At 70.6% G+C, this 22,311-nt stretch carries 23 protein-coding genes and 1 tRNA gene; 18 read left to right on the top strand and 6 right to left on the bottom strand.

Going from position 1 to position 22,311, the window contains the following annotated elements:
- Positions 1-59: 59 nt before the first annotated feature.
- Positions 60-857 (top strand): SGNH/GDSL hydrolase family protein, encoded by a 798-nt coding sequence (locus tag OL358_RS00450; RefSeq protein ID WP_264707940.1) that lies wholly within the window; start codon positions 60-62, stop codon positions 855-857.
- A gap of 34 nt (positions 858-891) precedes the next feature.
- Here the strand turns inward: OL358_RS00450 and OL358_RS00445 are convergent, their stop codons facing one another.
- Positions 892-1,365 (bottom strand): DUF4442 domain-containing protein, encoded by a 474-nt coding sequence (locus tag OL358_RS00445; protein ID WP_264707938.1) that lies wholly within the window; start codon positions 1,363-1,365, stop codon positions 892-894.
- 103 nt (positions 1,366-1,468) lie between these two features.
- On the opposite strand from OL358_RS00445, the gene OL358_RS00440 reads away from it, so the two are divergent.
- From OL358_RS00440 to OL358_RS00385, 12 genes are all read left to right on the top strand, one after another.
- Positions 1,469-2,137 carry an O-methyltransferase gene (locus OL358_RS00440; RefSeq protein ID WP_264707937.1) on the top strand — a complete coding sequence of 223 codons (669 nt, stop codon included), beginning with the start codon at positions 1,469-1,471 and terminating at the stop codon, positions 2,135-2,137.
- 119 nt (positions 2,138-2,256) lie between these two features.
- The gene (gene eno / locus OL358_RS00435; protein WP_264707935.1) at positions 2,257-3,537 is read left to right on the top strand and encodes a phosphopyruvate hydratase; all 1,281 of its coding nucleotides are present in this window, start codon (positions 2,257-2,259) and stop codon (positions 3,535-3,537) included.
- A 23-nt stretch (positions 3,538-3,560) separates the two neighbouring features.
- Positions 3,561-4,091: an FtsB family cell division protein gene (locus OL358_RS00430; RefSeq protein ID WP_264707933.1), complete on the top strand. Its 531-nt coding sequence runs from the start codon at positions 3,561-3,563 to the stop codon at positions 4,089-4,091.
- Between the two features lie 64 nt (positions 4,092-4,155).
- Entirely contained in the window at positions 4,156-4,674 is a 519-nt protein-coding gene (locus OL358_RS00425; RefSeq protein ID WP_264707931.1) for a DUF501 domain-containing protein, read from the top strand.
- Entirely contained in the window at positions 4,671-5,966 is a 1,296-nt protein-coding gene (locus OL358_RS00420) for a S8 family serine peptidase (RefSeq protein WP_264707929.1), read from the top strand. Before OL358_RS00425 ends, OL358_RS00420 begins: the two co-directional genes overlap by 4 nt.
- Positions 5,967-5,998: 32 nt before the next feature.
- Positions 5,999-7,447: an NAD(P)/FAD-dependent oxidoreductase gene (locus tag OL358_RS00415; protein WP_264710196.1), complete on the top strand. Its 1,449-nt coding sequence runs from the start codon at positions 5,999-6,001 to the stop codon at positions 7,445-7,447.
- 31 nt (positions 7,448-7,478) lie between these two features.
- Positions 7,479-7,552, top strand: a tRNA-Leu gene (locus OL358_RS00410).
- 1 nt (position 7,553) lies between these two features.
- A complete protein-coding gene (locus tag OL358_RS00405) occupies positions 7,554-8,408 on the top strand; it encodes a serine hydrolase (protein ID WP_264707927.1) in 855 nt (284 codons plus the stop codon).
- Between the two features lie 36 nt (positions 8,409-8,444).
- Positions 8,445-9,674 (top strand): alanine racemase, encoded by a 1,230-nt coding sequence (locus OL358_RS00400; RefSeq protein WP_264707926.1) that lies wholly within the window; start codon positions 8,445-8,447, stop codon positions 9,672-9,674.
- Positions 9,671-10,984, top strand: coding sequence for a D-arabinono-1,4-lactone oxidase (locus OL358_RS00395; RefSeq protein ID WP_264707924.1), 1,314 nt, complete (start codon positions 9,671-9,673; stop codon positions 10,982-10,984). Before OL358_RS00400 ends, OL358_RS00395 begins: the two co-directional genes overlap by 4 nt.
- 82 nt (positions 10,985-11,066) lie before the next feature.
- A complete protein-coding gene (locus OL358_RS00390; protein ID WP_264710195.1) occupies positions 11,067-11,636 on the top strand; it encodes a LemA family protein in 570 nt (189 codons plus the stop codon).
- Positions 11,633-12,730 carry a DNA glycosylase AlkZ-like family protein gene (locus OL358_RS00385; protein WP_264710194.1) on the top strand — a complete coding sequence of 366 codons (1,098 nt, stop codon included), beginning with the start codon at positions 11,633-11,635 and terminating at the stop codon, positions 12,728-12,730. The genes OL358_RS00390 and OL358_RS00385 overlap by 4 nt, the downstream gene beginning before the upstream one ends.
- A gap of 2 nt (positions 12,731-12,732) precedes the next feature.
- On the opposite strand, the gene OL358_RS00380 is transcribed toward OL358_RS00385, so the two are convergent.
- Both OL358_RS00380 and OL358_RS00375 read right to left on the bottom strand, forming a co-directional pair.
- Positions 12,733-13,662 carry a hypothetical protein gene (locus tag OL358_RS00380; RefSeq protein WP_264707922.1) on the bottom strand — a complete coding sequence of 310 codons (930 nt, stop codon included), beginning with the start codon at positions 13,660-13,662 and terminating at the stop codon, positions 12,733-12,735.
- Positions 13,659-14,945 carry a winged helix-turn-helix domain-containing protein gene (locus OL358_RS00375; RefSeq protein WP_264707920.1) on the bottom strand — a complete coding sequence of 429 codons (1,287 nt, stop codon included), beginning with the start codon at positions 14,943-14,945 and terminating at the stop codon, positions 13,659-13,661. The genes OL358_RS00380 and OL358_RS00375 overlap by 4 nt, the downstream gene beginning before the upstream one ends.
- A gap of 100 nt (positions 14,946-15,045) precedes the next feature.
- Here OL358_RS00375 and OL358_RS00370 point away from each other — a divergent pair, with 100 nt between their 5' ends.
- The gene (locus OL358_RS00370) at positions 15,046-16,236 is read left to right on the top strand and encodes an AI-2E family transporter (RefSeq protein WP_264707918.1); all 1,191 of its coding nucleotides are present in this window, start codon (positions 15,046-15,048) and stop codon (positions 16,234-16,236) included.
- Between the two features lie 2 nt (positions 16,237-16,238).
- The gene (gene ilvA / locus OL358_RS00365) at positions 16,239-17,489 is read left to right on the top strand and encodes a threonine ammonia-lyase (RefSeq protein ID WP_264710193.1); all 1,251 of its coding nucleotides are present in this window, start codon (positions 16,239-16,241) and stop codon (positions 17,487-17,489) included.
- Positions 17,490-18,017: 528 nt separating this feature from the next.
- Here the strand turns inward: ilvA and greA are convergent.
- Together greA and OL358_RS00355 are read right to left on the bottom strand one after the other, a co-directional pair.
- Positions 18,018-18,509, bottom strand: coding sequence for a transcription elongation factor GreA (greA, locus tag OL358_RS00360; RefSeq protein WP_264707916.1), 492 nt, complete (start codon positions 18,507-18,509; stop codon positions 18,018-18,020).
- Positions 18,510-18,597: 88 nt separating this feature from the next.
- A complete protein-coding gene (locus OL358_RS00355) occupies positions 18,598-18,990 on the bottom strand; it encodes a DUF4307 domain-containing protein (protein WP_264707914.1) in 393 nt (130 codons plus the stop codon).
- A 102-nt stretch (positions 18,991-19,092) separates the two neighbouring features.
- Here OL358_RS00355 and OL358_RS00350 point away from each other — a divergent pair, with 102 nt between their 5' ends.
- A complete protein-coding gene (locus OL358_RS00350; RefSeq protein WP_264707912.1) occupies positions 19,093-19,410 on the top strand; it encodes a hypothetical protein in 318 nt (105 codons plus the stop codon).
- A gap of 27 nt (positions 19,411-19,437) precedes the next feature.
- Here OL358_RS00350 and trhA read toward each other — a convergent pair whose 3' ends face one another.
- Complete coding sequence (gene trhA, locus OL358_RS00345; protein ID WP_264707910.1) at positions 19,438-20,181, bottom strand: PAQR family membrane homeostasis protein TrhA; 744 nt, start codon at positions 20,179-20,181, stop codon at positions 19,438-19,440.
- A 112-nt stretch (positions 20,182-20,293) separates the two neighbouring features.
- Between trhA and OL358_RS00340 the strand changes: the two genes are divergently transcribed.
- Positions 20,294-21,079: an isoprenyl transferase gene (locus OL358_RS00340; RefSeq protein WP_264707908.1), complete on the top strand. Its 786-nt coding sequence runs from the start codon at positions 20,294-20,296 to the stop codon at positions 21,077-21,079.
- Positions 21,080-21,122: 43 nt separating this feature from the next.
- Positions 21,123-22,244 (top strand): aminotransferase class V-fold PLP-dependent enzyme, encoded by a 1,122-nt coding sequence (locus OL358_RS00335; protein WP_264707906.1) that lies wholly within the window; start codon positions 21,123-21,125, stop codon positions 22,242-22,244.
- The last annotated feature ends 67 nt before the right edge of the window (positions 22,245-22,311 follow it).

Below are 22,311 nucleotides of genomic sequence, written 5' to 3'. Positions count from 1 at the left end.
CCACCGGCCCGTCACCCGCGTGACGTCCGTCGTTCACGTGCGCCCGGTCGGATGTCGCCATGCGCCGCCCTCGTGCCGTCGTCGTGAGCGCCGCGACCGTCGTGGTCGCGGGCGCCGCCGTGGCGGGAGTCCGATCCCTGCTGCACCGCCAGGCGCGCATCGCGCGCCGGCGCATCGGCAAACCGCTCGGCGAGGACGCGGTGAACGCGGATCGCGTGTGGGGCCGTCGCCACGAGGGCGAGCCTGTCGAGCTGGCGCTGTTCGGCGATTCGATCGCGGCAGGCCTCGGCGCGCAGCGACGCAAGGACACCCTCGGCGCCCGCCTGGCGAAGGGCGTCGCGCGCCACGCCCACCGGCCGGTCCGCCTGCACACGGCGGCCGTCGTCGGCGCGGAATCCTCGATGCTGGCCGCGCAGGTCGACGGCCTTCCCGCCGACTACCGTCCGCACGTGGCGGTCGTGATCGTCGGTGGGAACGACGTCACGCACCGCGTGCCGATCCCCGCCGCTGCCGCCCATCTCGCGGCGACGGTCGCGCGGCTGCGGGGCCGCGGGGCGGAGGTCGTCGTCGGCACCTGCCCCGATCTCGGTGCCCTGCGGCCGGTTCCCCAGCCCCTTCGCACGCTCGGCTCGCGCATGTCCCGTCAGCTCGCCGAGGCTCAGGCGGATGCCGCGACCCGGGCGGGCGCGCACGTGGTGTCGCTGCGGCGCGCCGTCGGACCGTTCTTCGTGGCCCAGCCCGACGAGATGTTCAGTCTCGACCGGTTCCACCCCAGCGCGCTCGGCTACCGCCGCACCGCCGAGGCGCTGCTCCCGTCGGTGCTCGAGGCGCTCCATTCCGGGGTCAGGGGTCGCTGACGACACCGCTTCTCCGGAGAACGTGCGCGCCGCGTCAGGCGGAGACCGACGCGGTCACACGCTTCTTCTCGCGGACGTACACCTCTCGGCGCACCCGGGCGACGACGTCTCCCGCGGCATCCGTGATTTCGGTCTCGAACCACTCGAGCACCTTCGCGCCGCCGCGGGCACGCGCCCGCAGCTCTTCGGCCTTCTCCCGGGGGACGGCGAAGTGCGCGGTCAGGACGCCGCGGCCGGGTTTGACGAACTCGATCTCGCCGCGGGTGTCCCACACCACGTAGTCGCGGCCGAGCTGATGCATCAGCAGCATGAAGAAGTACGGATCCGTCATCGCCGACATCGATCCGCCGAAGGCCGTCTTCACGTAGTTGCGGGTGATGACGTTCACATGAAGCTCGACGGTCGCGTGGGTCCAGTCCTCGGAGAAGCTCCTGATGCGGATGCCGCTCCACAGGTTGGGCGCCCACAGGCTCATCCCGACGGCGAGTCGGCGGGGTGTGATTCGCATGCGCCCATCCTGCCCGCCGCTTCTCAGCGGAACGGCATCGTTTGTCGGCCGCCCACAATCCGGGCTCTTGACGGGCCGGGTCCGTCGCTTGTTGGCTGGGCACATGACGGATCCGACCCCCGACCAGTGGCGTCGCGTCGACGCCTACCTCACCGAGACGCTGATCGGGCACGACCCGGCTCTCGAGGATGCGGTCGCCGACCAGAACGCGGCGGGTCTGCCGGCCATCGAGGTAGCGCCCGTCAACGGCAAGTTCCTGAACCTGCTCGCACGCATCAGCGGCGCACGGCGGGTCCTCGAGATCGGCACCCTGGGCGGCTACTCGACGATCTGGATGGCGCGCGGCATCCCCGCCGACGGCAGGGTCGTCACGATCGAGGCCGAGCCGCGCATCGCCGACATCGCCCGGGCGAGCCTCGATCGGGCGGGCGTGGGCGACAAGGTGGACATCATGCTCGGGCGCGGCGCGGATGTGCTCCCGACCCTCGACGGCGGTCCGCCGTTCGATCTCGTGTTCATCGACGCCGACAAGGAGTCGAACACGATCTACCTCGACTGGGCCGCGCGGCTCGGTCGCCCCGGCACGGTCGTCGTCGTCGACAACACCGTGCGCGGGGGAGAGGTCGCCAATCCGGCGACCGAGAACTCGCAGATCATCGGCGTGCAGCGGGGGCTCGAGATGCTCGGGCGAGACCCCCGCTTCGACGCGACCGCGCTGCAGACGCTCGACCTCAAGGGCTGGGACGGCGTCGCCATCGCCGTCGTGGTGTGAACGGCGCCCGACGGCGCCTCATGACGGGCGCGCCTGTGCCGCGGCATCCCGGTCACTAGACTCGAACGCGGACCGACGACGCTCCCCAAGAACCACCCTCCACAAGCAAGGAGTCCCCTGTGGCACTGATCGAGGCTGTAGGCGCGCGCGAGATCCTCGACTCGCGCGGAAACCCGACCGTCGAGGTGGAGGTGCTGCTCGACGACGGAATCGTCCAGCGCGCGGCCGTCCCCTCCGGCGCGTCGACCGGAGCGTTCGAGGCGTACGAGCTGCGCGACGGCGACAAGAGCCGCTACGGCGGCAAGGGTGTCCTCAAGGCGGTCGCGGCCGTCATCGACGAGCTCGGCCCCGCGATCGAGGGCGTCGACGCCAGCGAGCAGCGCATCATCGACGAGATCCTCATCGAGGTCGACGGCACCGACAACAAGGGCCGCGTGGGCGCGAACGCCATCCTCGGCGTGTCCCTCGCGGTCGCGAAGGCGGCGGCCGACGCCGCCGATCTGCCGCTCTTCCGCTACCTCGGCGGACCCAACGCGCACATCCTTCCCGTGCCGCTGTTCAACGTCATCAACGGTGGCGAGCACGCCGACAACGGCATCGACATGCAGGAGTTCTTCCTGGCACCCATCGGCGCCGAGACTTTCTCTGAGTCGCTGCGCTGGGGCACCGAGGTCTACCACGTCCTCAAGGGCGAGCTGAAGGCCGCAGGATTCGCGACCGGCCTCGGCGACGAGGGCGGGTTCGCGCCCGACCTCCCCAGCAACCGCGAGGGCCTGGACTTCCTCGTGAAGGCGATCGAGAAGGCCGGCTTCACGCCCGGCAGCGACATCGCCCTCGGCCTGGACGTCGCCGCGACCGAGTTCTTCAACGACGGCGTCTACCGCCTCGACAACAAGGACTGGACCGCGGCCGAGCTGACCGAGTACTACGTCGGGCTGGTGAACGACTACCCGATCGTCACGATCGAGGACGCGCTCGCCGAGGACGACTGGGACAACTGGAAGGCCCTCACCGACGCGCTCGGCACCCGGACGCAGCTCGTCGGCGACGACCTGTTCGTGACCAACCCCACGCGTCTGGCCGACGGAATCAAGCGCGGCGTCGCGAACTCGCTGCTGGTCAAGGTGAACCAGATCGGCACCCTGTCCGAGACCCTCGACGCCGTCGACATGGCGCACCGCGCCGGCTACACCGCGATGCTGTCGCACCGCTCGGGCGAGACCGAAGACACGACGATCGCCGACCTGGTCGTCGCGACCGGCGCCGGTCAGATCAAGAGCGGCGCGCCCGCTCGCAGCGAGCGCGTCGCGAAATACAATCAGCTTCTGCGCATCGAGGAAGAGCTGGGCGACGCGGCGACGTTCATCGGCCGTGCGGCCTTCCCGCGCTTCACAGGCTGAGCACTGACGAGAGAGGGGGAGCCGTGGCGAAGACGACGGCTCCCCCTTCCCGTCCCTCCCGGCGTCGTGCCGAGCGGCGCCCGGTCGATGTCCGCGGCTGGCTCGGCGGCATCCGGCTCTCCGGCTTCATGGTGATCATGCTCGGCCTCGTGGTGCTCGCGGCCTTCGTGCTCGTGCCCACGATCGGCACGTACGTCGACCAGCGGCAGCAGATCGCGGCGCTCGAAGCCGCCGTGGAGCTCAGCGGCGAAGAGGTCGCCGAGCTCGAGTCCCAGCGCGATCGATGGAGCGACCCCGCGTACATCACCACGCAGGCTCGTGAGCGGCTCTACTACGTCCGCCCCGGCGAAGTGGTCTATCTCGTCGACAACGACCTGCCGCCGGAGCTCGCGCCCCAGGAGCAGGTTCCGGTGAGCGAGGATGTCGAGCAGACGCGTACCGACTGGATGTCGCAGCTCGTCCGATCCGTGACCGCCGCCGGGCTCTCCCAGACGGTGAAGGCGCCGACCATCGGGGTTCCCGATCAGGAGCCCACGCCGTCCACCACGCCGTGACCGCGGTGTTCTCGAGGGGTCACGGTCCAGCGGTGTCCCAGCCGCCGCAGGTAGCCTTGCGGACGTGACGACCGTGCCGTTCCCCCCTGCCAGCGAGGCCGACCTCGCCGTGCTGCAGACGCAGCTCGGCCGACCCGCGCGGGGAGCCGTGGGCATCGCCGCGCGCTGCGTGTGCGGCAATCCCACGGTCGTGGCCACGTCGCCGCGACTTCCCGACGGCACGCCGTTCCCGACGTTCTACTACCTCACCCACCCCGCCGCGACGGCGGCGATGTCGGCGCTCGAGGCCGACCACATCATGCGCGAGCTGAACGACGAGCTCGCCGCCGACGAAGACCTGCAGGCCGCCTACGCGCGGGCCCACGAGGCGTACCTGGCCGACCGGGCGGCGTACGGCGAGGTCGACGAGATCGACGGAATCTCCGCGGGCGGCATGCCGACGCGGGTCAAGTGCCTCCACGCGCTCGCCGGTCACGCGCTGGCTGCGGGTCCCGGCGTGAACCCGATCGGCGATCGCGCGCTCGAACGATCGACGTGGTCGCCGCAGCGGTGCGTGTGCGCCGAGCCCGGGACGGCGGGATGACCCGTCGCGTCCTCGCTGCGATCGCCGCGGCCGCCGTCACGCTGACCCTGCTGGGGGCGGCGCCCGCCTCCGCGGTCGTCCCGCTCGCGGTCCCGCCGTCGACGACGGAGGACGACCCGGTTCGTGCGGCGGAGTACTGGCTCGACGATTACGGCATCGCGAAGGCGTGGGAGACGACCCGCGGCAAGGGCGTCAGGATCGCCGTGATCGACACCGGCATCAGCAAGGGACCGGCGGAGTTCGAGGGTGCGGTCGTTGGCGGGACGGATGTCTCGGGCGTCGGAACCCCGGACGGCCGCACGCCCGTCGGCGCCGTCGATTCGAACCACGGCAGCTGGGTGGCTTCGCTCGCCGCCGGTCGCGGCACCGGTCCGGATGCCGGCATGATCGGCGTCGCCCCCGAAGCCGACCTCCTGTCGGTGTCGGTGGGCTTCGGGTCGTCGGCGACCAAGAGCTTCACCGAGCAGATCGCCGAGGCCATCCACTGGTCGGTCGACAACGGCGCCGACGTCATCAACATGTCTCTCACGACGAACGTCCCCGACTGGGACGAGTCGTGGGATGAGGCGTTCCTGTACGCGATGGACCGCGACGTGGTCATCATCGTCGCCGCCGGCAACCGGGGGAGCGGCACCACCCGCGTGGGTGCTCCCGCGACGATCCCCGGCGTTCTCACCGTCGCGGGCGTCGACCCGGGCGGGAAGGCGAGCGTCGAGGCGTCGACGCAGGGAATCACGCTCGGCGTCTCGGCGCCCAGCGAGGACCTCGTCGGAGTGTCGGCGGACGGGCGGCTCGTGCTGTGGAACGGCACGAGCGGCGCCGCGCCCATCGTCGCGGGCATCGCCGCTCTGGTGCGCGCGGCGCATCCTGACCTCGACGCCGAGAACGTCATCAACCGCATCATCGCGACGGCGCGACCGGCCGCCGGAGCGACCGCGGTGCCCGATCCGCTGTACGGCTACGGGCTGGTGGATGCCGCGGCCGCCGTCATCGCGTCGGTGCCGGCCGTGACGGAGAATCCGATGGGGAGCCTGGCCGAGTGGATCCGCGTGTATCGGCGCGCTCAGAGCGATCCGACGCCCTCCCGACCCGCCGAGGCCGTCGTCGTGGCACCGCTGCCTCCCGCGGACACCCTCGAGCGCGCGGCATCCCCTCTGCTCCCGTCCCGGGACACCGTCCTCTACGGGACGCTGCCGCTCTCGGTCGGCACCGTGGCGGCTATACTGGTGGCGCTCGGCGTCACCGCAGCTGTCCGACGCATCCGATTGGCGTCCCGCGCGCCGAGCCGCTGACACAGGAGGAGCCTCCAAACGTGACCAACACCGTGCCCAAGATCCTCATCGTCGGTGGCGGATACGCAGGCTTCTACACGGCCTGGAAGCTCGAGAAGCACCTGCGCAAGGGCGAGGCCGACGTCACCATCGTCGACCCGCTGCCCTACATGACGTACCAGCCGTTCCTGCCCGAGGTCGCCGCAGGCTCCATCGAAGCCCGCCACTCGGTCGTGGCGCTGCGTCGTCACCTGAAGAAGACGAACGTGGTCGCGGCCAAGGTCACCGGCATCAACCACGCGAACAAGGTCGCCACGATCACCCCGGTCGCGGGCGAGCCGTACGAGTTCGAGTACGACCAGATCGTCGTCACGGCCGGCGCAGTGTCGCGCACCTTCCCGATCCCCGGCATCGCCGACAACGCGATCGGGCTCAAGACGATCGAAGAGGCCGTGGCGATCCGCGACCGCCTCATGTCGAACTTCGACAAGGCGTCGACGATTCCCCCCGGTCCGGAGCGCGACCGCCTCCTCACCGTCGTGGTGGTCGGCGGCGGCTTCGCCGGCATCGAGGTGTTCGCCGAGCTCCGCTCGCTGGCTTCCTCGCTGGTGAAGAGCTACCCGCAGATCACCTTCGACGACACGCACTTCCACCTCGTCGAGGCGATGGGCCGCATCATGCCCGAGGTGTCGCTGAAGACGAGCGAGTGGGTGCTGAAGAACCTCGCCCACCGCGGTGCCGCGGTGCACCTCGACACGCAGGTGACCGGCGCCGTCGACGGCAACATCGAGCTGTCGACCGGTGAGACGATCCCCAGCGACCTCATCATCTGGACCGCCGGCGTGATGGCAAACCCCACCGTCGTGCGCGGCGGGGATCTGCCCGTCGAGGAGCGCGGTCGCATCCGCACCCGCGCGGACCTGCGCGTCGGTTCGGCCGAAGAGGTCGTCGAGGGCGCGTGGGCCGCCGGCGACGTGTCCGCCGTGCCCGATCTGTCGGGCGGCGGCGTGGGCGGCTACTGCGTCCCCAACGCGCAGCACGCCGTCCGCCAGGCGAAGCTGCTCGCGAAGAACCTCGTCGCCGTGCTCCGCGGCGAGGTGCCCCGCGAGTACTTCCACAAGAACCTGGGCGCCGTCGCGGGTCTCGGCCTGTGGGTCGGCGTCTTCCAGTCCGGGAAGATCGCCCTCAAGGGACCGATCGCGTGGATCGCGCACCGCGGCTACCACGGCCTGGCCATGCCATCGTGGGAGCGCAAGTTCCGCGTGGTGTGGGGCTGGTGGAACAACTTCTGGCTCGGCCGCGACATGGTCAACCTCGAGGCCGTCCAGAACCCGCGCTACGTCTTCGAGGAGTTCGCGGCCCGTCCGCGTCCGGCCCAGCCCGCGGTCACCCCGCCCGCCGAGCCCCGCGGCGCGGGCAAGGCGGCCGACAAGCCCGAAGCGGTCGAGGCCGACCGGGCGAAGGCCGAGAAGAAGTCCGCGAAGGCCGGCGCCGCGAGCTGACCGGTAGCGTGGAGGCGTCCGCTCGCGCGGCGCCCCCGTAGCCCAATCGGCAGAGGCAGGCGACTTAAAATCGCTTCAGTCTGGGTTCGAGCCCCAGCGGGGGTACGTGCTCACGTCTCTCGCTGACGACCCCGCCGGAGGATTGCGATGGTCGGCGTGCGTTCGGGATGCGGCATCCGGTGCGGTCCTCGCCTCGTACGAGGGTGACCGCGTGCTGCCGGCGGCATCGGTGGGCAAGATGCTGCTGCTCGTGGAGCTCGCACGCCGATTCGCTGCCGGCGACGCCGCTCGCGACGCGCCCGTGCGGCGCGGGACGGAGCGCGTCGCCGACTCCGGTCTGTGGCAGGTGATGGACGCCGCGTCCCTGACCGCCTCGGATGCGGCGCGACTGGTGGGCGCCGTGAGCGACAACCTCGCGACGAACGTGCTGCTCGATCTGGTCGGACTCGATGCCGTCGCGCGCACAGCCGCCTCGCTGGGCCTCACGCACACGGTGCTGCTCGATCGCGTGCGCGACGAGCGCGGGCCGAAGCATCCGCCCGTGCTGTCACGGGGGAGCGCGACCGAGCTGTCCGCGCTCGCGGCGTCGCTGCACCGCGGGGAGGCCGTGGACGCGGGTGTGAGCGGCGAGGTCGTGAGCTGGCTGGCCCTCGGCGCCGATCTGTCGATGGTCGCCGGCGCGTTCGGGCTCGACCCCCTCGCGCACCGAGAGTCCGACCGCGGCATCGTGCTGTGGAACAAGACCGGCACCGACTCCGGAGTCCGGGCCGACGTCGGAGTCGTGACCGCCGGCAGTGACGCCCTCGCATACGCCGTGCTCGCGCAGTGGCAGGACGGCGCCGCGCCGGCCACGCGCGACGAGGTGCTCGCGGCGATGCGAGCGATCGGAGCGAGCGTGCGCGCGAGACTCGCCGGATCATCCCTCCACAGGGGGTCGGATGCCGGTCGCGGCGGGGCTTAGGCTGGGGCGCATGCGCGCGCACCCGAAGCGGGCCGTATGAGCCTCGACCTGCTGTCCTCGAACACGGCGACGGAGCCCTGGAAGGATCCAGCATCCTTCTGGGGTGCCCTGACCCAGGCGGTGTCAGGCATCTCCGGACCCGTCGCCACCCTCAGCCTCCCCGCCCTGCGCTACAACGCGCTCGACATGGTGGTGCGCGCCGGCGGCGTTCCCATCCGCGTCGCGAGCAAGTCGGTCCGCGTACGCGCGGCGATCGACGCGACGCTCGCGATGGCGGGGTATCACGGCATCCTGGCCTTCACGCTGCCCGAGGCCCTGTGGCTGGCCGAGTCCCACGACGACGTCGTCCTGGGCTACCCGACCGCGGACCGCGGTGCGATCGCGGCGCTCATCGCCGACGAGCGCGCTGCCGCGAGAGTGACCCTCATGGTCGACGATCTCGCGCAGCTCGATCTCATCGACGCGATCGCGGCGCCGGGCTCCCGCCCCGAGATCCGCCTCGCCATCGATGCCGACGCCTCGTGGCGCGCACCGGCCCTCGGCCACATCGGCGTCTTCCGGTCGCCCGTTCACGAGCCGGGCGAGGTCGCCGCCCTCGGTCGCGCGATCGCTGCCCGCCCGGGCTTCCGGCTCGTCGGTCTCATGATGTACGAGGCCCAGATCGCGGGGCAGGGCGATGCGACCGGGTCCGGCGACGCGATGATCCGCTGGATGCAGCGACGCTCGTCCGCCGAGCTGCTGGAGCGGCGCGGCGAGATCGTCTCGGCGCTGCGCGACATCGCCCCGCTCGAGTTCGTCAACGGCGGCGGCACCGGATCGCTCGAGTACACGGCGTCCGATCAGTCCGTGACCGAGCTGACCGCGGGCAGCGGGCTCCTCGCCGGGCACCTGTTCGACGGCTACCGCGCGTTCGATCTCGCGCCGGCCGCGGCCTTCGCGCTCGAAGTGGTCCGCAAGCCGCAGGACGATGTCGCGACGGTCCTCGGCGGCGGATGGATCGCCTCGGGGCCGCCGGTCGCCTCGCGCCAGCCGCTGCCGGTATGGCCCGCGGGACTCCACACCATGCCGCGCGAGGGCGCCGGCGAGGTGCAGACCCCGCTCAAGGGAGCCGCAGCGCGAGACCTCGCGGTCGGCGATCGCGTGTGGTTCCGGCACTCCAAGAGCGGCGAGCTCGCGGAGCGCATCGATCGCTATCACGTCGTGGACGGCGCGGACATCATCGACGAGGTCCCGACGTACCGCGGTGAGGGAAAGGCCTTCCTGTGACACGACCGGGCGGCACCTGGCAGAACTGGGGACGATCCGAGTCCGTGCGGCCGCGGCGCGTGGAGTTCCCCCGCACGACGGAGGCGGTCCGGCGCGCGGTCACCGCCGCCGCGGCGCAGGGAATCCCCGTGAAGGCGGTCGGCGCCGGCCACAGCTTCACCGGGATCGCCGTCGCCCCCGGGGTGCTGCTCGATCTCACCGACCTCGGCGGGCTCGTCGGCGTCGACGTCGACCGTTCGCGCGTCACGCTGCGCGCGGGCACCCGCCTGCACGAGGTTCCGGCTCTTCTGGCACCGTACGGCCTCGCGATGGAGAACCTCGGCGATATCGATCGTCAGTCGATCTCCGGCGCCATCTCGACCGGAACGCACGGCACCGGCGCCCGCTTCGGCGGCATCGCGGCGCAGGTCGTCGGCGCGACGCTGGTGACGGCATCCGGCGATCTCCTGGTCGTGAACGAGGACGAGAACGCCGAGCTCCTTCCGGCGGTCGCTCTCGGCCTCGGCGCGCTGGGGATCCTGGTCGAAGTGACCATCCAGTGCGTGCCGGCTTTCATCCTCCACGCCGTGGAGCAGTCCGAAGACCTCGTCGCGGTGCTCGACGGCCTCGAAGCCCGCGTCGCGGGGGCCGACCATTTCGAGTTTTACTGGTTCCCCCACACCGACCGCGCGATGACCAAGACGAACACCCGTCTGCCCGAGAGCGCGCCGAGGCATCCGCTCCCGCGGCTGGGCAAGTGGGTCGACGACACCCTCGTCGGAAACGGGCTGCACCAGGTCGCATGCTCGGTCGCCAAGACGATCCCGGCGACGATTCCGGGCATCAACCGGCTCTCGGTGAAGATGTGGGGCAGCCGCGAGTTCACGGATGCTTCGCACCGCGTCTTCGCGACCCTGCGGTCGGTCCGCTTCCGCGAGATGGAGTACGCGCTCCCCGCCGAGAACGTGCGTCCGGCCTTCGAGGCGATGCGGGCGCTCATCGACGAGCGGGGCTGGCGGATCTCGTTCCCCGTCGAGGTGCGCTTCGCCGCCGGCGATGACCGGTGGCTCTCGACGGCCCATGGACGCGAGTCCGCCTACATCGCCGTGCACCGGTACTGGCGTGACGACCCGGCCGAGTACTTCGAGGCCATCGAGCAGATCATGCTCGGCTTCGACGGCCGTCCGCACTGGGGCAAGATGCACACGCTGGATGCTGCGATCCTGCGGGAGCGCTACCCTCGTTTCGACGACTTCACGGCGCTGCGCGACCGGCTGGATCCGGATCGCCTGTTCGCCAACGCGTATCTCGATCGCGTCCTCGGTGGGTAACGCCTGAGAGTCATCGACACCGGCGCGTGCGCCGACCGCGGCCGTCGCTAGGATGAGGGAAACCTCGAACGGAGTCACGGCTATGTGGGAAGTGCTGATCCCGGTGGTAATCGTGGTGGCGTTGATCGCCATCGCGGGGATCTACCTGTGGGCGACTTACAACTCGCTCGTTCAGCTCAACGTCCGCGTCGACGAGGCCTGGAGCGACATCACGGTGCAGCTCAAGCGCCGGGCCGACCTGCTGCCGAACCTCATCGAGGCGGTGAAGGGTTACGCCGCGCACGAGAAAGCGGTCTTCGAGAACGTGACGAGGGCGCGCGCCGAGACGCTCAACTCGACGAGTCCCGCCGCTGCCGGCGTCGCCGAAGGACACATGCAGCAGGCGCTGCGCTCGCTGTTCGCGGTCGCCGAGGCCTATCCGCAGCTGCAGGCGAGCCAGAACTTCCTTCAGCTCCAGCAGTCGATCGTCGACACCGAGGACAAGATCCAGGCCTCGCGCCGGTTCTACAACGGTGGCGTGCGCGAGCTGAACACGAAGATCAAGGTCTTCCCCAACAACCTCTTCGCCCGCAACCTCGGCTTCCAGGAGCGCGAGTTCTTCGAGGTCATCGACGGCGCGGCGATCTCGGAGCCACCGAGGGTCCAGTTCTGACGCACGAGCTGACACGGGAGCAGGCGCGCCGCATCGCGGTGCGCGCCCAGCTTCTCAGTGCCGACCGCCCGGCGGGCATCGTCGAGACGGTCGACGCCCTCACCGTGATCAACATCGAGCCGACCGCTGCGATCGCGCCCAGCGCCGACCTCATCCTCTGGTCGCGCCTCGGATGGCCGTACCAGCCGGCCGATCTCGCCCGCCTCGTCGAGGAGGACCGCGCGATCTTCGAATGGGGCGGCTTCTATCGCACGATGGCCGATCTGCCGCTTCTGCGGCACGAGATGGCCGCCCGCCCGCAGTCCCGGGAGGCACGCGAATGGCTCGCGGCGAACGCCGTGTTCCGCCAGGAGGTGCTGGACCGGCTCCGTGCGGACGGGCCGCTGCGGCCGACCGACATCCCCGACACCGCGCAGGTCTCGTGGCGCTCATCCGGCTGGACCAACAATCGCAACACGCTGCAGATGCTCGAGATGCTGGTGCTGCACGGGGATGTCGCGATCTCGGTACGCGACGCCGGCGGGCGCCTGTTCGATCTCGCCGACCGCGTGTACCCCGCTGATGCGCTCGAGATCGCTCCCGAAGAGGCCGCGAGGGAGCGCGCAGAGCGTCGCCTCTCGTCACTGGGCATCGCTCGCAGCAAGAGCATCGCCCAGCCGATCGAGCCCGTCGACGTCGGGAGTGTGGGGGAGGAGGCGACCGTGGTGGGCGTGCCCGGCACCTGGCGGCTCGATCCGGCCGCGCTCGCCGACCTCGATCGCTTCGCACCGAGGACCGTGCTTCTCTCGCCGTTCGACCGTCTCGTGTTCGACCGGCGCCGGCTGGAGGACCTCTTCGACTTCGAATACCTGCTCGAGATGTACAAGCCGGCGTCCAAGCGGAGATGGGGCTACTTCGCGCTGCCGATCCTCCACGGCGACCGCTTCGTGGGCAAACTCGACGCCAAAGCGGACCGCAAGGCCGGAGTGCTCATGGTGAACGCGATCCACGAGGATCGGCCGTTCGACCTGGCGACCAGCGAAGCGGTGCACCGTGAGATCCGCGACCTGGCGCAGTGGCTGGGACTCGACATCCGCGGTCTTCCCGAGGCGTGAGGTCAGCGCACCGACAGCACCATCTCGTCGCCGACGAAGGACACCGTTCCGCGCAGAGCCCAGTCGTCGGCCCGATACGTGAACGCGCCGGTTCCGCCGGTTCGCGAGGCGCCGGTGGCCGTGGCGACGATCACTCCGCCGATCGCGTCGAAGCTTCTGCCATCGGCGGAGAGTGCGAGCGCGGGGCGCTCCTCGATGCGGAACGCGATGCCGTCGAGCGAGGTGAGATCGGCAGCCCACGGCACCCGGATGCCGCAGTGGTCGGGCACCGTGGCCGCGGGGGCGGCGCACGCGTCGAGGTAGGCGTCGAGCTGCTCCTGAGCGGCCGCGGTCGCCTCCGGCGCGAGCGTCGTGTCGATCGCGACGGTCTGCACCCCGCGATCGCTCGAGACCGGGACGGTCGTGCTGCCGGAGAGGATGCCGCGAGGGGCCGCTTCGACCGTGTACTCCGCGGGCAGCACGGCGATGTCTGCGCCGGTCGGCACGAGTGCGCCGCCGATCCAGGCGGAATCGCCACCGCCCGGCGCGCCGCCCAGCGTGGTGTCGATTCGCACTGCGGCGAGCGAGTCCGCAGTCACGAGCCAGCGTCCGTCGCTCGAGCGCAGTGTGAAGGTCAGGTCGTGCTCGTCGCCGGCGAGGACGACTTCGGCCACGACGGTCTGCTCGCCGTCCGTCCCGGCGTCGAGCTTCACGATCCGCGGGTCGGTGATGTGGGACTCGGCCCCCGAGAAGGCGGCCGCGACCGCGTCGTCGAGCGGGGAGGCCGCCATGGTCTCGATCGCCGCGTAGTCGCCGGCTTCGAGGGCGCGCAGGTACTCGCCGGCCGCGGCATCCGCCGTCTGCGGCCGTGACAGGAACCACCAGATCCCGACGGCGGCCGCGGCGATCGCGACGACGCCGCCGACGATGCCGACGACCGCCCCGCGCTTCACGGCTCCACGTTAGCGGGCTCGTCGGGGGCGAGCGCGACCGGCTCGGATGGGCCGGCGTCGTGGCGCGAGGCCTCGGGCAGCACGTCGGCGATGTCGTCCACGGCATCGCCCCACCGCGAGATCGAGATGCTTTCGAGCGACTGCCACCGGGCCGCGGCGCGGAGCTCGTCGGCGACGCGCGCGGCGGCATCGGACGGGCGGCCGTGCTCCCACCAGGCGGACTGCACGCGCAGCGTCGATGCCGCGCGGTCGGCCTTGAGGTCGACCCTGCCGACGACGTCGTCGCCGACGAGCACGGGCAGCGAGTAGTAGCCGTACCGCCGCTGGGCGGCGGGCGTATAGATCTCGATGCGGTACTCGAAGTCGAACAGTCTCTCCGCCCGATCACGGAACCACACGACGGGGTCGAACGGTGTGAGCAGCGCGGCGGCATCGACGCGGCGGGGGACGTGCGCGTCGCTGTGCAGCCAGGCCTTCGCAGGACGCCCGGCCACCGTCCACCCGTCGACCGTGACGGGCTGGAGCTCACCCGAGTCGGTCAGGTCGTGGAGGGCGGCGAGCACCGCGGGCCGGTTGGCGATGCGCCAGTAGTCGGCGATGTCGGCGGCCGTCGCCACACCGTACGCGACGGCCGCGCGCCGTACGAGCTCGCGGATGGCCTCGTCTCGCGGGACCGGCGCGGCCAGCACATCCGCCGGGATCACGTCGGCGGCCAGGCCGTAGCGCCGCTCGAACCCGCGGCGGCCGGCGATCGCGACCTCGCCGAACATCCAGAGGTACTCGAGCGCGTTCTTGACGACGTCCCAGTCCCACCAGGGGCCGCGCGCGCCGCGCTTCGCGTCGTGCTCGATCTGGGCCGGCCGCAGCGGCCCCCGGTCGGCGAGCTCGGCCCTCACCCACTCGACGATCTCGCGGTTGCTCTGGAAGAAGCCGTCGGCCTTCGTGCCGTACTTGGCGCGCAGATCATCCATGCGGAACCGGAAGAGTCCCCAGTCGGCGGCCGGGATGAAGGCGGCAACGTGGGCCCAGTACTCGACGTAAGGCGACCGATGGGCGAAGAGCAGGCGGTCGAGGGCGGCGGTGTCGTACGGGCCGAGCCTCGAGAACAACGGCATGTAGTGGGAACGCGCGAAGACGTTGACGGAGTCGATCTGCAGCGTCGCCATCCGCGCCAGCGCGAGGTTGAGCTGACGGGTGCCGGCCACGGGCGGACGCGACCGGGCGAACCCCTGCGCGGCGAGGGCGATGCGGCGGGCCTCGGCCGCACTCAGGGACGACTTCACGCGGGTCAGCCTAACCAGTGGCTCCGACACTCCGTCATCGGACCCCGGTCGAGGCGGGACGCATGACCGGCGCGGCATGCGGCGCGCCTAGACTGGCCGAATGAGCGGCCCCGACGAGAAGCCCCGCGGCTCGCTGTTCGACGCCTTCCGGGATCGCACCCGCGTGGTGTCCACGGAACTCTCCGGCAGCATGCCGCGCGGACTGCGCATCGCGACGGCGTACTCGTGGCGATTCCTGGTCATCGCCGCGGCGATCGGCGTCGGGGTGTGGCTGGTCATCCAGCTCAAGCTGCTCGTGATCCCGCTTCTCGTGGCGATCCTCATCAGCGCCCTGCTCTGGCCCGCGTTCACGTGGATGCTGCGCCACCGCGTCCCCCGGTGGCTCGCCATCGTCATCGCGGTCGCCGGAACCTTCGCGATCGTCGGCGGTCTGCTCTGGCTCGTCGCCTGGCAGATCACCCGCCAGTGGTCGTCGGTGCAGGCGAGCACCGTCGAAGCGGTCGAGCGCTTCCGCCAGTACCTCATCGACGGCCCGCTCCACCTCACCGAGGCGCAGATCGACGACCTGCTCGCGCAGGGCTGGGCCTTCCTGCAGCAGCAGGCCGAGCTGCTGTGGTCCGGCGCCCTCGCCATCGGCTCGACCGTCGGGCACGTGCTGACCGGCGGCGTCCTCGCTTTCTTCATCCTGCTCTGCCTCCTCGCCGACGGTGCCGGCATCTGGCGTTGGGCGCTCAAGCTGTTCCCCAAGAAGGCGCGGCCGGCCGCAGACGGCGCAGGTCGTGCGGGTTGGGTGACCGTCGTCAACTACGCGCGCACGCAGCTGCTCGTCGCGACGATCGACGCCGTCGGCATCGGTCTCGGCGCGTTCCTGCTCGGGGTGCCGCTCGCCATCCCGGTCGCCGTCCTCGTCTTCCTGGGCGCGTTCGTGCCCATCGTGGGTGCCGTCGTCACCGGCGCGGTCGCCGTCTTCCTCGCCCTTGTGTACAACGGCCCCTGGATCGCACTGTGGATGCTCATCGTCGTCCTCGGCGTCCAGCAGCTCGAGGGTCACGTGCTCCAGCCGCTCCTGATGGGCTCGGCCGTGAAGGTGCATCCGCTCGCCGTCGTCCTCGTCGTCGCCGGCGGCGCGATGATCGCCGGCATCCCCGGTGCGCTCTTCGCGGTGCCCCTGGCGGCCTTCGTCAACGTCGTGGCCGTCTACCTCGGGCAACGGGCCTGGGAGACCGGCCGAAGGCCGACCGGTGACCTGATCTGGAACACTGTTCCGCGCCAGAGGAGAACCCACCCGTGAGCATGACCTCGCCCGCCACGCATCCGCTGGCACCGCCGACCCTCGCCGAGATCGAGCACGCGGCGGCGACCCTCGACGGTGTCATCACACGAACGCCGGTGGACGAGTCGCAGCACCTCAGCGAGTTGCTGGGCGTTCCGGTGCACCTCAAGCTCGAGAACCTCCAGCGCACCGGCTCGTTCAAGATCCGCGGCGCCACCTACCGCCTCTCGCGCCTCACCGCCGAGGAGCGCGCGCGCGGCGTGGTGGCGGCATCCGCGGGCAACCACGCCCAGGGCGTGGCTCTCGCCGCCCAGTCGCTCGGCATCGCGGCGACCATTTTCATGCCGCTGGGCGTTCCGGTGCCCAAGCTCCTCGCCACACGCGGGTACGGCGCCGAGGTCGTGCTCGAGGGCGCGACGGTCGAGACGCCGCTCCGCCTGGCCGCCGAGTTCGCCGAGCGCACCGGCGCGGTGTTCATCCACCCGTTCGACCACCCCGACGTCATCGCGGGGCAGGGCACGCTGGGTCTCGAGCTCATGGACGAGATCCCCGACCTCGACACCGTCGTGCTCGGCATCGGCGGCGGCGGACTGGTGGCGGGTGTCGCGGCAGCGGTGAAGGCGCGTGCGGCGGCCGTCGGCCGCACGGTGCGCGTCATCGGCGTGCAGGCCGAGAACTCCGCCGCCTACCCGGCGTCGCTCGCGGCGGGGCATCCGCTCGAGGTCGCCACGCGACCCACGATCGCGGACGGCATCGCCGTCGCGCGGCCAGGCGACCTGCCCTTCGCGATCATCGAAGAGCTGGTCGACGAGGTCGTGACCGTGACCGAGGACGACATCGCACGTGCCCTGCTGGTGCTGCTCGAGCGGGCGAAGCAGGTCGTCGAGCCGGCCGGCGCCGTCGGCGTCGCCGCGATCCTGGCCGGAAAGGTGCAGGCGAGCGGTCCGACCGTCACCGTCCTGTCGGGCGGCAACATCGATCCGCTGCTGCTGCAGCGGGTCGTCGCGCACGGGCTCTCGGCATCCGGTCGCTACATGACGCTGCAGATCCCGCTTCCCGACCGTCCCGGTCAGCTGGCACGCGTGTCCGAGCTCCTCGCGCAGGCGGGAGCCAACGTGATCGAGGTGCTGCACACCCGTCACGGCCAGGGACTGCAGATCAGCGAGGTGATCCTGCAGCTGAGCGTCGAGACGCGCGGCGTCGAGCACCGCGCCCATGTGATCTCCGTGCTGGAGCAGGCCGGTTACGCCCCGACCGTCAGGCCGGACTAGCGGCGACGCCCGGCCCGATCACTTCGCGTCGGGCTCCGTCACTCTGCCACGCGCTGCCCGAGCCTCCGGTCCTATGCGCGCTGTTGGTGGCACCAATCCTTTGGGCCATGTGAGTTCACGCTCACACATGCCTCGCGGATCTGCCGCCCGCCATTTCGACGGAGATCTCCGCTTCCACGGGACTATCCGGGGCGACGGGTCCTCGATACCGGCGAAATCCTGCGGGATGGCGCTGCGCGTGAGCGCGAGTTCACATGCGTGCGGCAATGCGTGCCGGTCTGTGTGAGCGCGAGTTCACATGGGCGTGCGGCAATGCGTGCCGGTCTGTGTGAGCGCGGGTTCACATGCGTGCGGCAATGCGTGCCGGTCTGTGTGAGCGCGGGCTCACATGGGCGTGCGGCAATGCGTGCCGGTCTGTGAGCGCGGGCTCACATGGGCGTGCGGAAATGCGTGCGGTTCCGCGTGAGCGCGAACTTACATGCCTGCCAGATCAGACGTCGGCGGCCGATCTCGCGACCCTGAGGAGCATCACTGCCCGTTGTACGTCTCGACCTTGAGGATCTCGACCGAGATCTCGCGACCGTTCGGCGCGGTGTACGAGGTCGTCTCGCCTTCCTTTCGGCCGAGGATGGCGGCGCCCAGGGGAGAGGCCTCGCTGTAGACGTCGAGCTCGGAGCCGACGGCGATCTCGCGGTTACCGAGAAGGAAGACCTCTTCGCCACCTGCGACGACGGCTGTGATCACGGTGCCGGGTTCGACGACGCCGGTGGACTCGGGAGCCTCGGACACGGTCGCCGTCTTGAGCAGGTGCTGCAGCGTACGGATGCGCGCCTCCTGCTTGCCCTGCTCGTCCTTGGCGGCGTGGTAGCCGCCGTTCTCCTTCAGATCGCCCTCTTCGCGTGCGGCTTCGATGCGCTTGGCGATCTCTTCGCGACCGGTGGTCGAGAGCTGCTCGAGTTCGTTGGCGAGGCGGTCGTAGGCATCCTGCGTGAGGAAGGTCACGGGGGCGTCGTTCGACACGGCTGACTCCTTCGGTCGGCGGGGGACTGGCGATAAACCGAACGCCCCGGCTCCGGCCAGGGCGTCTATCGACTTCAGTCGAGCCAGACTACGTCACCCAGCAGGCGTTGACAAAACCGGTCGTCGCCGGCGCCGTGGTGGAGATCGTCTCGCGGAACGCCTGCACGTGGTCCTGCGACGCAGGCAGTTCGACGACCCGCCAGCCCACCACGCCGTGCTCCTCGTCCTGCGCCTCGATGGCGCATGCGACGGAGCGACCCACCGGAGCCGTGAACTGGAAGCTGAGGATCACGGAGTGCTCGTCGACGACCTCGAATCCGGTGGTGTCCACATCGACGGCATCCAGTGAGTTCGCCACCGTCGTCCACACGAACAGCCCGACCACGATCGCGGCGACGGCGACGGCGGCGCCGATGACCCAGCGGCGGTGGGGCGACCGCGTGCGGCCGTAGCGCTCGTCGAGCATGTCCTGTGTCGTCATCACGGGTCCGTCGGAAGATTAGGCTGGGGGTTCCAGGCTATGCGCTCCGGAGCACGGCTGTCGCCACCCGACGGACCGACCAGAGCAGAACGAGGACCTCCCATGCACGATGCGATCGCCGCACTGGCGCGCGCCGCGGCGACGGCGACGCCCACCCCGACGCCGAAGCTCCCCGACCCCGAGACCGTGACGCCGGGTGTGTGGGGGTTCCTGGCGATCGTGTTCGTCGCGATCGCCGTCATCCTCTTGGTGTGGGACATGAACCGGCGCATCCGCCGTGGTCGTGTCCGCGCCGACATCAACGAGGAGCTCGAGGCCGAGCAGCAGGCCGCCGAGGCCGCCGCAGCGACCGACACCGACGACGAGAGCGTCGACGCGGGGGAGCAGGACGCCGATCCCGGCGATTCCCCGCAGCGCTGAGGCGCGGCATCCGCCGGCGCGGTCGGATCAGCCCGGAAGCCCGAGCGACGGCGAGTACGGCTCGAGCGCGATGATGAGGCACGCGGTCCAGTGGCAGAGGAAGGCGAGGACCGTGCACACGTGGAAGATCTCGTGGAAGCCGAAGTGCCCGGGCCACGGATTGGGCCGCTTCATGCCGTACACGACCGCGCCTCCCGTATAGAGCAGGCCGCCCACGGCCACGAGGATCATCATCGCCGCGCTCGCGCGCAGCAGGTCGGGCAGGTACATCACCGCGGCCCATCCCAGGGCGAGGTACAGCGCGACATAGAGCCAGCGGGGCGCATGGATCCAGAAGACGCGGAACAGGATGCCGAGAAGCGCGCCCGACCATACGACCACGAGCAGGATCGCCCCCTGTTGCGGGGGGAGCGCGAGCACCGCGATCGGCGTGTACGTGCCGGCGATCAGGAGCAGGATGTTCGCGTGGTCGATGCGCTTGAGCACCGCTTTGGTCGTCGGTCCCCAGTTGAACCGGTGGTAGAGCGCGGAGTTGCCGAACAGGAGCAGCGATGTCGTCATGAAGACGGCCGAGGCCCACTTCGCCGGCGCTCCCTGTGCGAGGAGGATGAGCACGATCCCCGCGACGATCGCGACCGGGAAGGTGGCCGCGTGGATCCACCCCCGCCAGGTGGGCTTGAGTTCGGGCGTGGCTGCGTCGACGGCGGCCGCGTCCAGCAGGGGCAGGACGGGAACCTCGGGGCCCTGCGGAGTTCGGGAGCGGCGACTCATGCACCAAGACTAGGCCTCCCGGCATGCCGCAACAGGAACATACTGAGTCCCAGTGGCTCTGAGACCGGGTGCCACGCTAGGGCGCTGATCGGCGGCGGGGTAGCGTAGGCGTGTGGCGCGCGTATGGTCGAACGAGGGACGAGGGCCCCTCTACCGGCTCTACATCAATCGCCTCCGTCGTCGCCTCGAGCGTCGTGCCGTCCCGCATCACGTCGCGATGATGATCGACGGCAACCGTCGCTGGGCCAAGCAGCTCGGATACGAATCGGCGGCGCACGGTCATCGGGCGGGCGCTGCGAAGATGCGCGAGTTCCTCGAGTGGTGCGACGACGTGGGCGTCGGAGTGGTCTCGCTGTACCTGCTGTCGACCGACAATCTTCGCAAGCGCGACTCGAAGGAGCTCTCCGACCTCATCGAGATCATCGCCGAGCTCGCCCAGGAGCTGTCGCTCGAGCGCGACTGGCGCGTCCAGCACGTGGGGCGAGCCGACCTGCTCCCGACCGAGCTCGCGCGCGTGCTGGCCGACGCCGAAGAGCGCACCAAGGACAACCCCGGGCTCCACGTCAACCTCGCCGTGGGGTACGGCGGACGCAGTGAGATCGTGGATGCGGTGCGCAGCATCATCGCCCAGCACGGCGGTGAGGGCGGGTCGCTGGAGGAGCTCGCTGCGAGCTTGACTCCCGAGCAGATCGGGGAGCACCTCTACACCGGAGGTCAGCCCGATCCCGACCTCGTGATCCGCACGTCGGGCGAGCAGCGCCTGAGCGACTTCCTCCTGTGGCAGTCCGCGCACTCGGAGTTCTACTTCGTCGAAGCGCTCGGGCCCGACCTCCGTGAGGTGGACTTCCTGCGTGCGATCCGCGACTTCACCTCGCGCGACCGTCGTTTCGGCAGCTGAGACGGCACCCCGCCACGGCGCACGACCGTGCCACAATGTGTCCGTGACGGATCTGGATTCATTCCTGGCGTCGTTCGATGGGGAACCGGGGTATCTCGACTGGGCTTCGTTCGGCCCGCTCTCGCCCGCCGTGCGCGCAGAGGCACAGGCCGACACCGAGCTGCTCGGCTCGGGTCGGCGCAGCAGCATCGAGCTCGTGGACGACCACGTGCGAGCGGCCCGCGAGCTGATCGCGACGCTGATCGGGACGGATGCCGCGCACGTCGTCCTGCAGCCGTCGACGTCGTACGGCCTCATGCAGGCGATCTACGGCCTGGCCGGCGGACTCCTCCTCGGCCGCTCCGAGTTCCCCAGTCTCACGGTCGCCGCCACGCGCGCGGCCGAGGCCCTCGGCACGATCGAGCTGCAGTGGCTCGATCCGGCCGACGGGTTCATCACGCCGGAGGTCGTCCGCGAGGGACTCACCGACGACACCCGGGCGGTCGCGGTGAGCCTCGTCGACTTCCGGACCGGCTTCCGGGCGGACCTCGGTGCGATCCGCGAGGTCATCGGCGACCGCCTGCTGATCGTGGACGCCATCCAGGCCTTCGGCACGGTCGATGTCGACTACACCGCGGCCGATGTGGTGTGCGGCAACGGCTACAAATGGCTGCGCGCCGGTCGCGGGACCGGATTCGCCTGGTATGGCGATCGGGCTCTCGAGCGCATCGCACCGGTGCTGTCGGGGTACCGCGGCATGGACGACAGCGTGGCGACGGACGGCGTGCCTCCGCCGGCCGCCTCCGCCCGCGCCTTCACCGTCAGCGGCATCGACGGGCTCGCCGCAGCACGGCTGTCGACGGCGCTCCACGAGATCGTCGATGTCGGCGTTGCGGCGATCGAGAACGAGCTCGGTGCGCGCACCGGCGACGTCATGTACTTCGCGGACCGCTACGAGGTGCCCGTGCTCACCCCCCGGGAGCCCGAGCGTCGAGGGGGCATCGTGACGCTCGCACCCGCACCGCAGGATGCCGCGCCGCTCGCTGCCTCGCTCGCCAACCACGGACTCACGGTGACCGTGCGCTCCGGTCTCGTGCGCGTGGCCCCTCACGTGGGCACGGGCGCGAACACTCTCCGCCTGTTCGGCGACGCGCTCGCCGCGTTCTCTGCGACCCGCGTCTGGTGATGGCGGGTGCCGTGCGCGCGGCATCCGGAAATTAACCTGCGCGACATGATCCCGCGCGTGTCGTGCA

The sequence above is a fragment of the Microbacterium sp. SSM24 genome, from assembly GCF_025989145.1.
Taxonomy (GTDB): Bacteria; Actinomycetota; Actinomycetes; order Actinomycetales; family Microbacteriaceae; genus Microbacterium.
The sequence above is the reverse complement of the archived record's forward strand: the minus strand, read 5'-3'. Positions and strand labels throughout refer to the sequence as shown.

Bases quoted from the DNA above. Each gene is read 5' to 3' on its own strand.
- ilvA (WP_264710193.1), top strand. From the start codon at position 16,239: ATGACCTCGCCCGCCACGCATCCGCTGGCACCGCCGACCCTCGCCGAG.
- trhA (WP_264707910.1), bottom strand. From the start codon at position 20,181: ATGAGTCGCCGCTCCCGAACTCCGCAGGGCCCCGAGGTTCCCGTCCTG.
- OL358_RS00450 (WP_264707940.1), top strand. From the start codon at position 60: ATGCGCCGCCCTCGTGCCGTCGTCGTGAGCGCCGCGACCGTCGTGGTC.
- OL358_RS00390 (WP_264710195.1), top strand. From the start codon at position 11,067: ATGTGGGAAGTGCTGATCCCGGTGGTAATCGTGGTGGCGTTGATCGCC.
- OL358_RS00440 (WP_264707937.1), top strand. From the start codon at position 1,469: ATGACGGATCCGACCCCCGACCAGTGGCGTCGCGTCGACGCCTACCTC.
- OL358_RS00350 (WP_264707912.1), top strand. From the start codon at position 19,093: ATGCACGATGCGATCGCCGCACTGGCGCGCGCCGCGGCGACGGCGACG.
- OL358_RS00400 (WP_264707926.1), top strand. From the start codon at position 8,445: ATGAGCCTCGACCTGCTGTCCTCGAACACGGCGACGGAGCCCTGGAAG.
- OL358_RS00370 (WP_264707918.1), top strand. From the start codon at position 15,046: ATGAGCGGCCCCGACGAGAAGCCCCGCGGCTCGCTGTTCGACGCCTTC.
- OL358_RS00355 (WP_264707914.1), bottom strand. From the start codon at position 18,990: ATGACGACACAGGACATGCTCGACGAGCGCTACGGCCGCACGCGGTCG.
- OL358_RS00420 (WP_264707929.1), top strand. From the start codon at position 4,671: ATGACCCGTCGCGTCCTCGCTGCGATCGCCGCGGCCGCCGTCACGCTG.
- OL358_RS00445 (WP_264707938.1), bottom strand. From the start codon at position 1,365: ATGCGAATCACACCCCGCCGACTCGCCGTCGGGATGAGCCTGTGGGCG.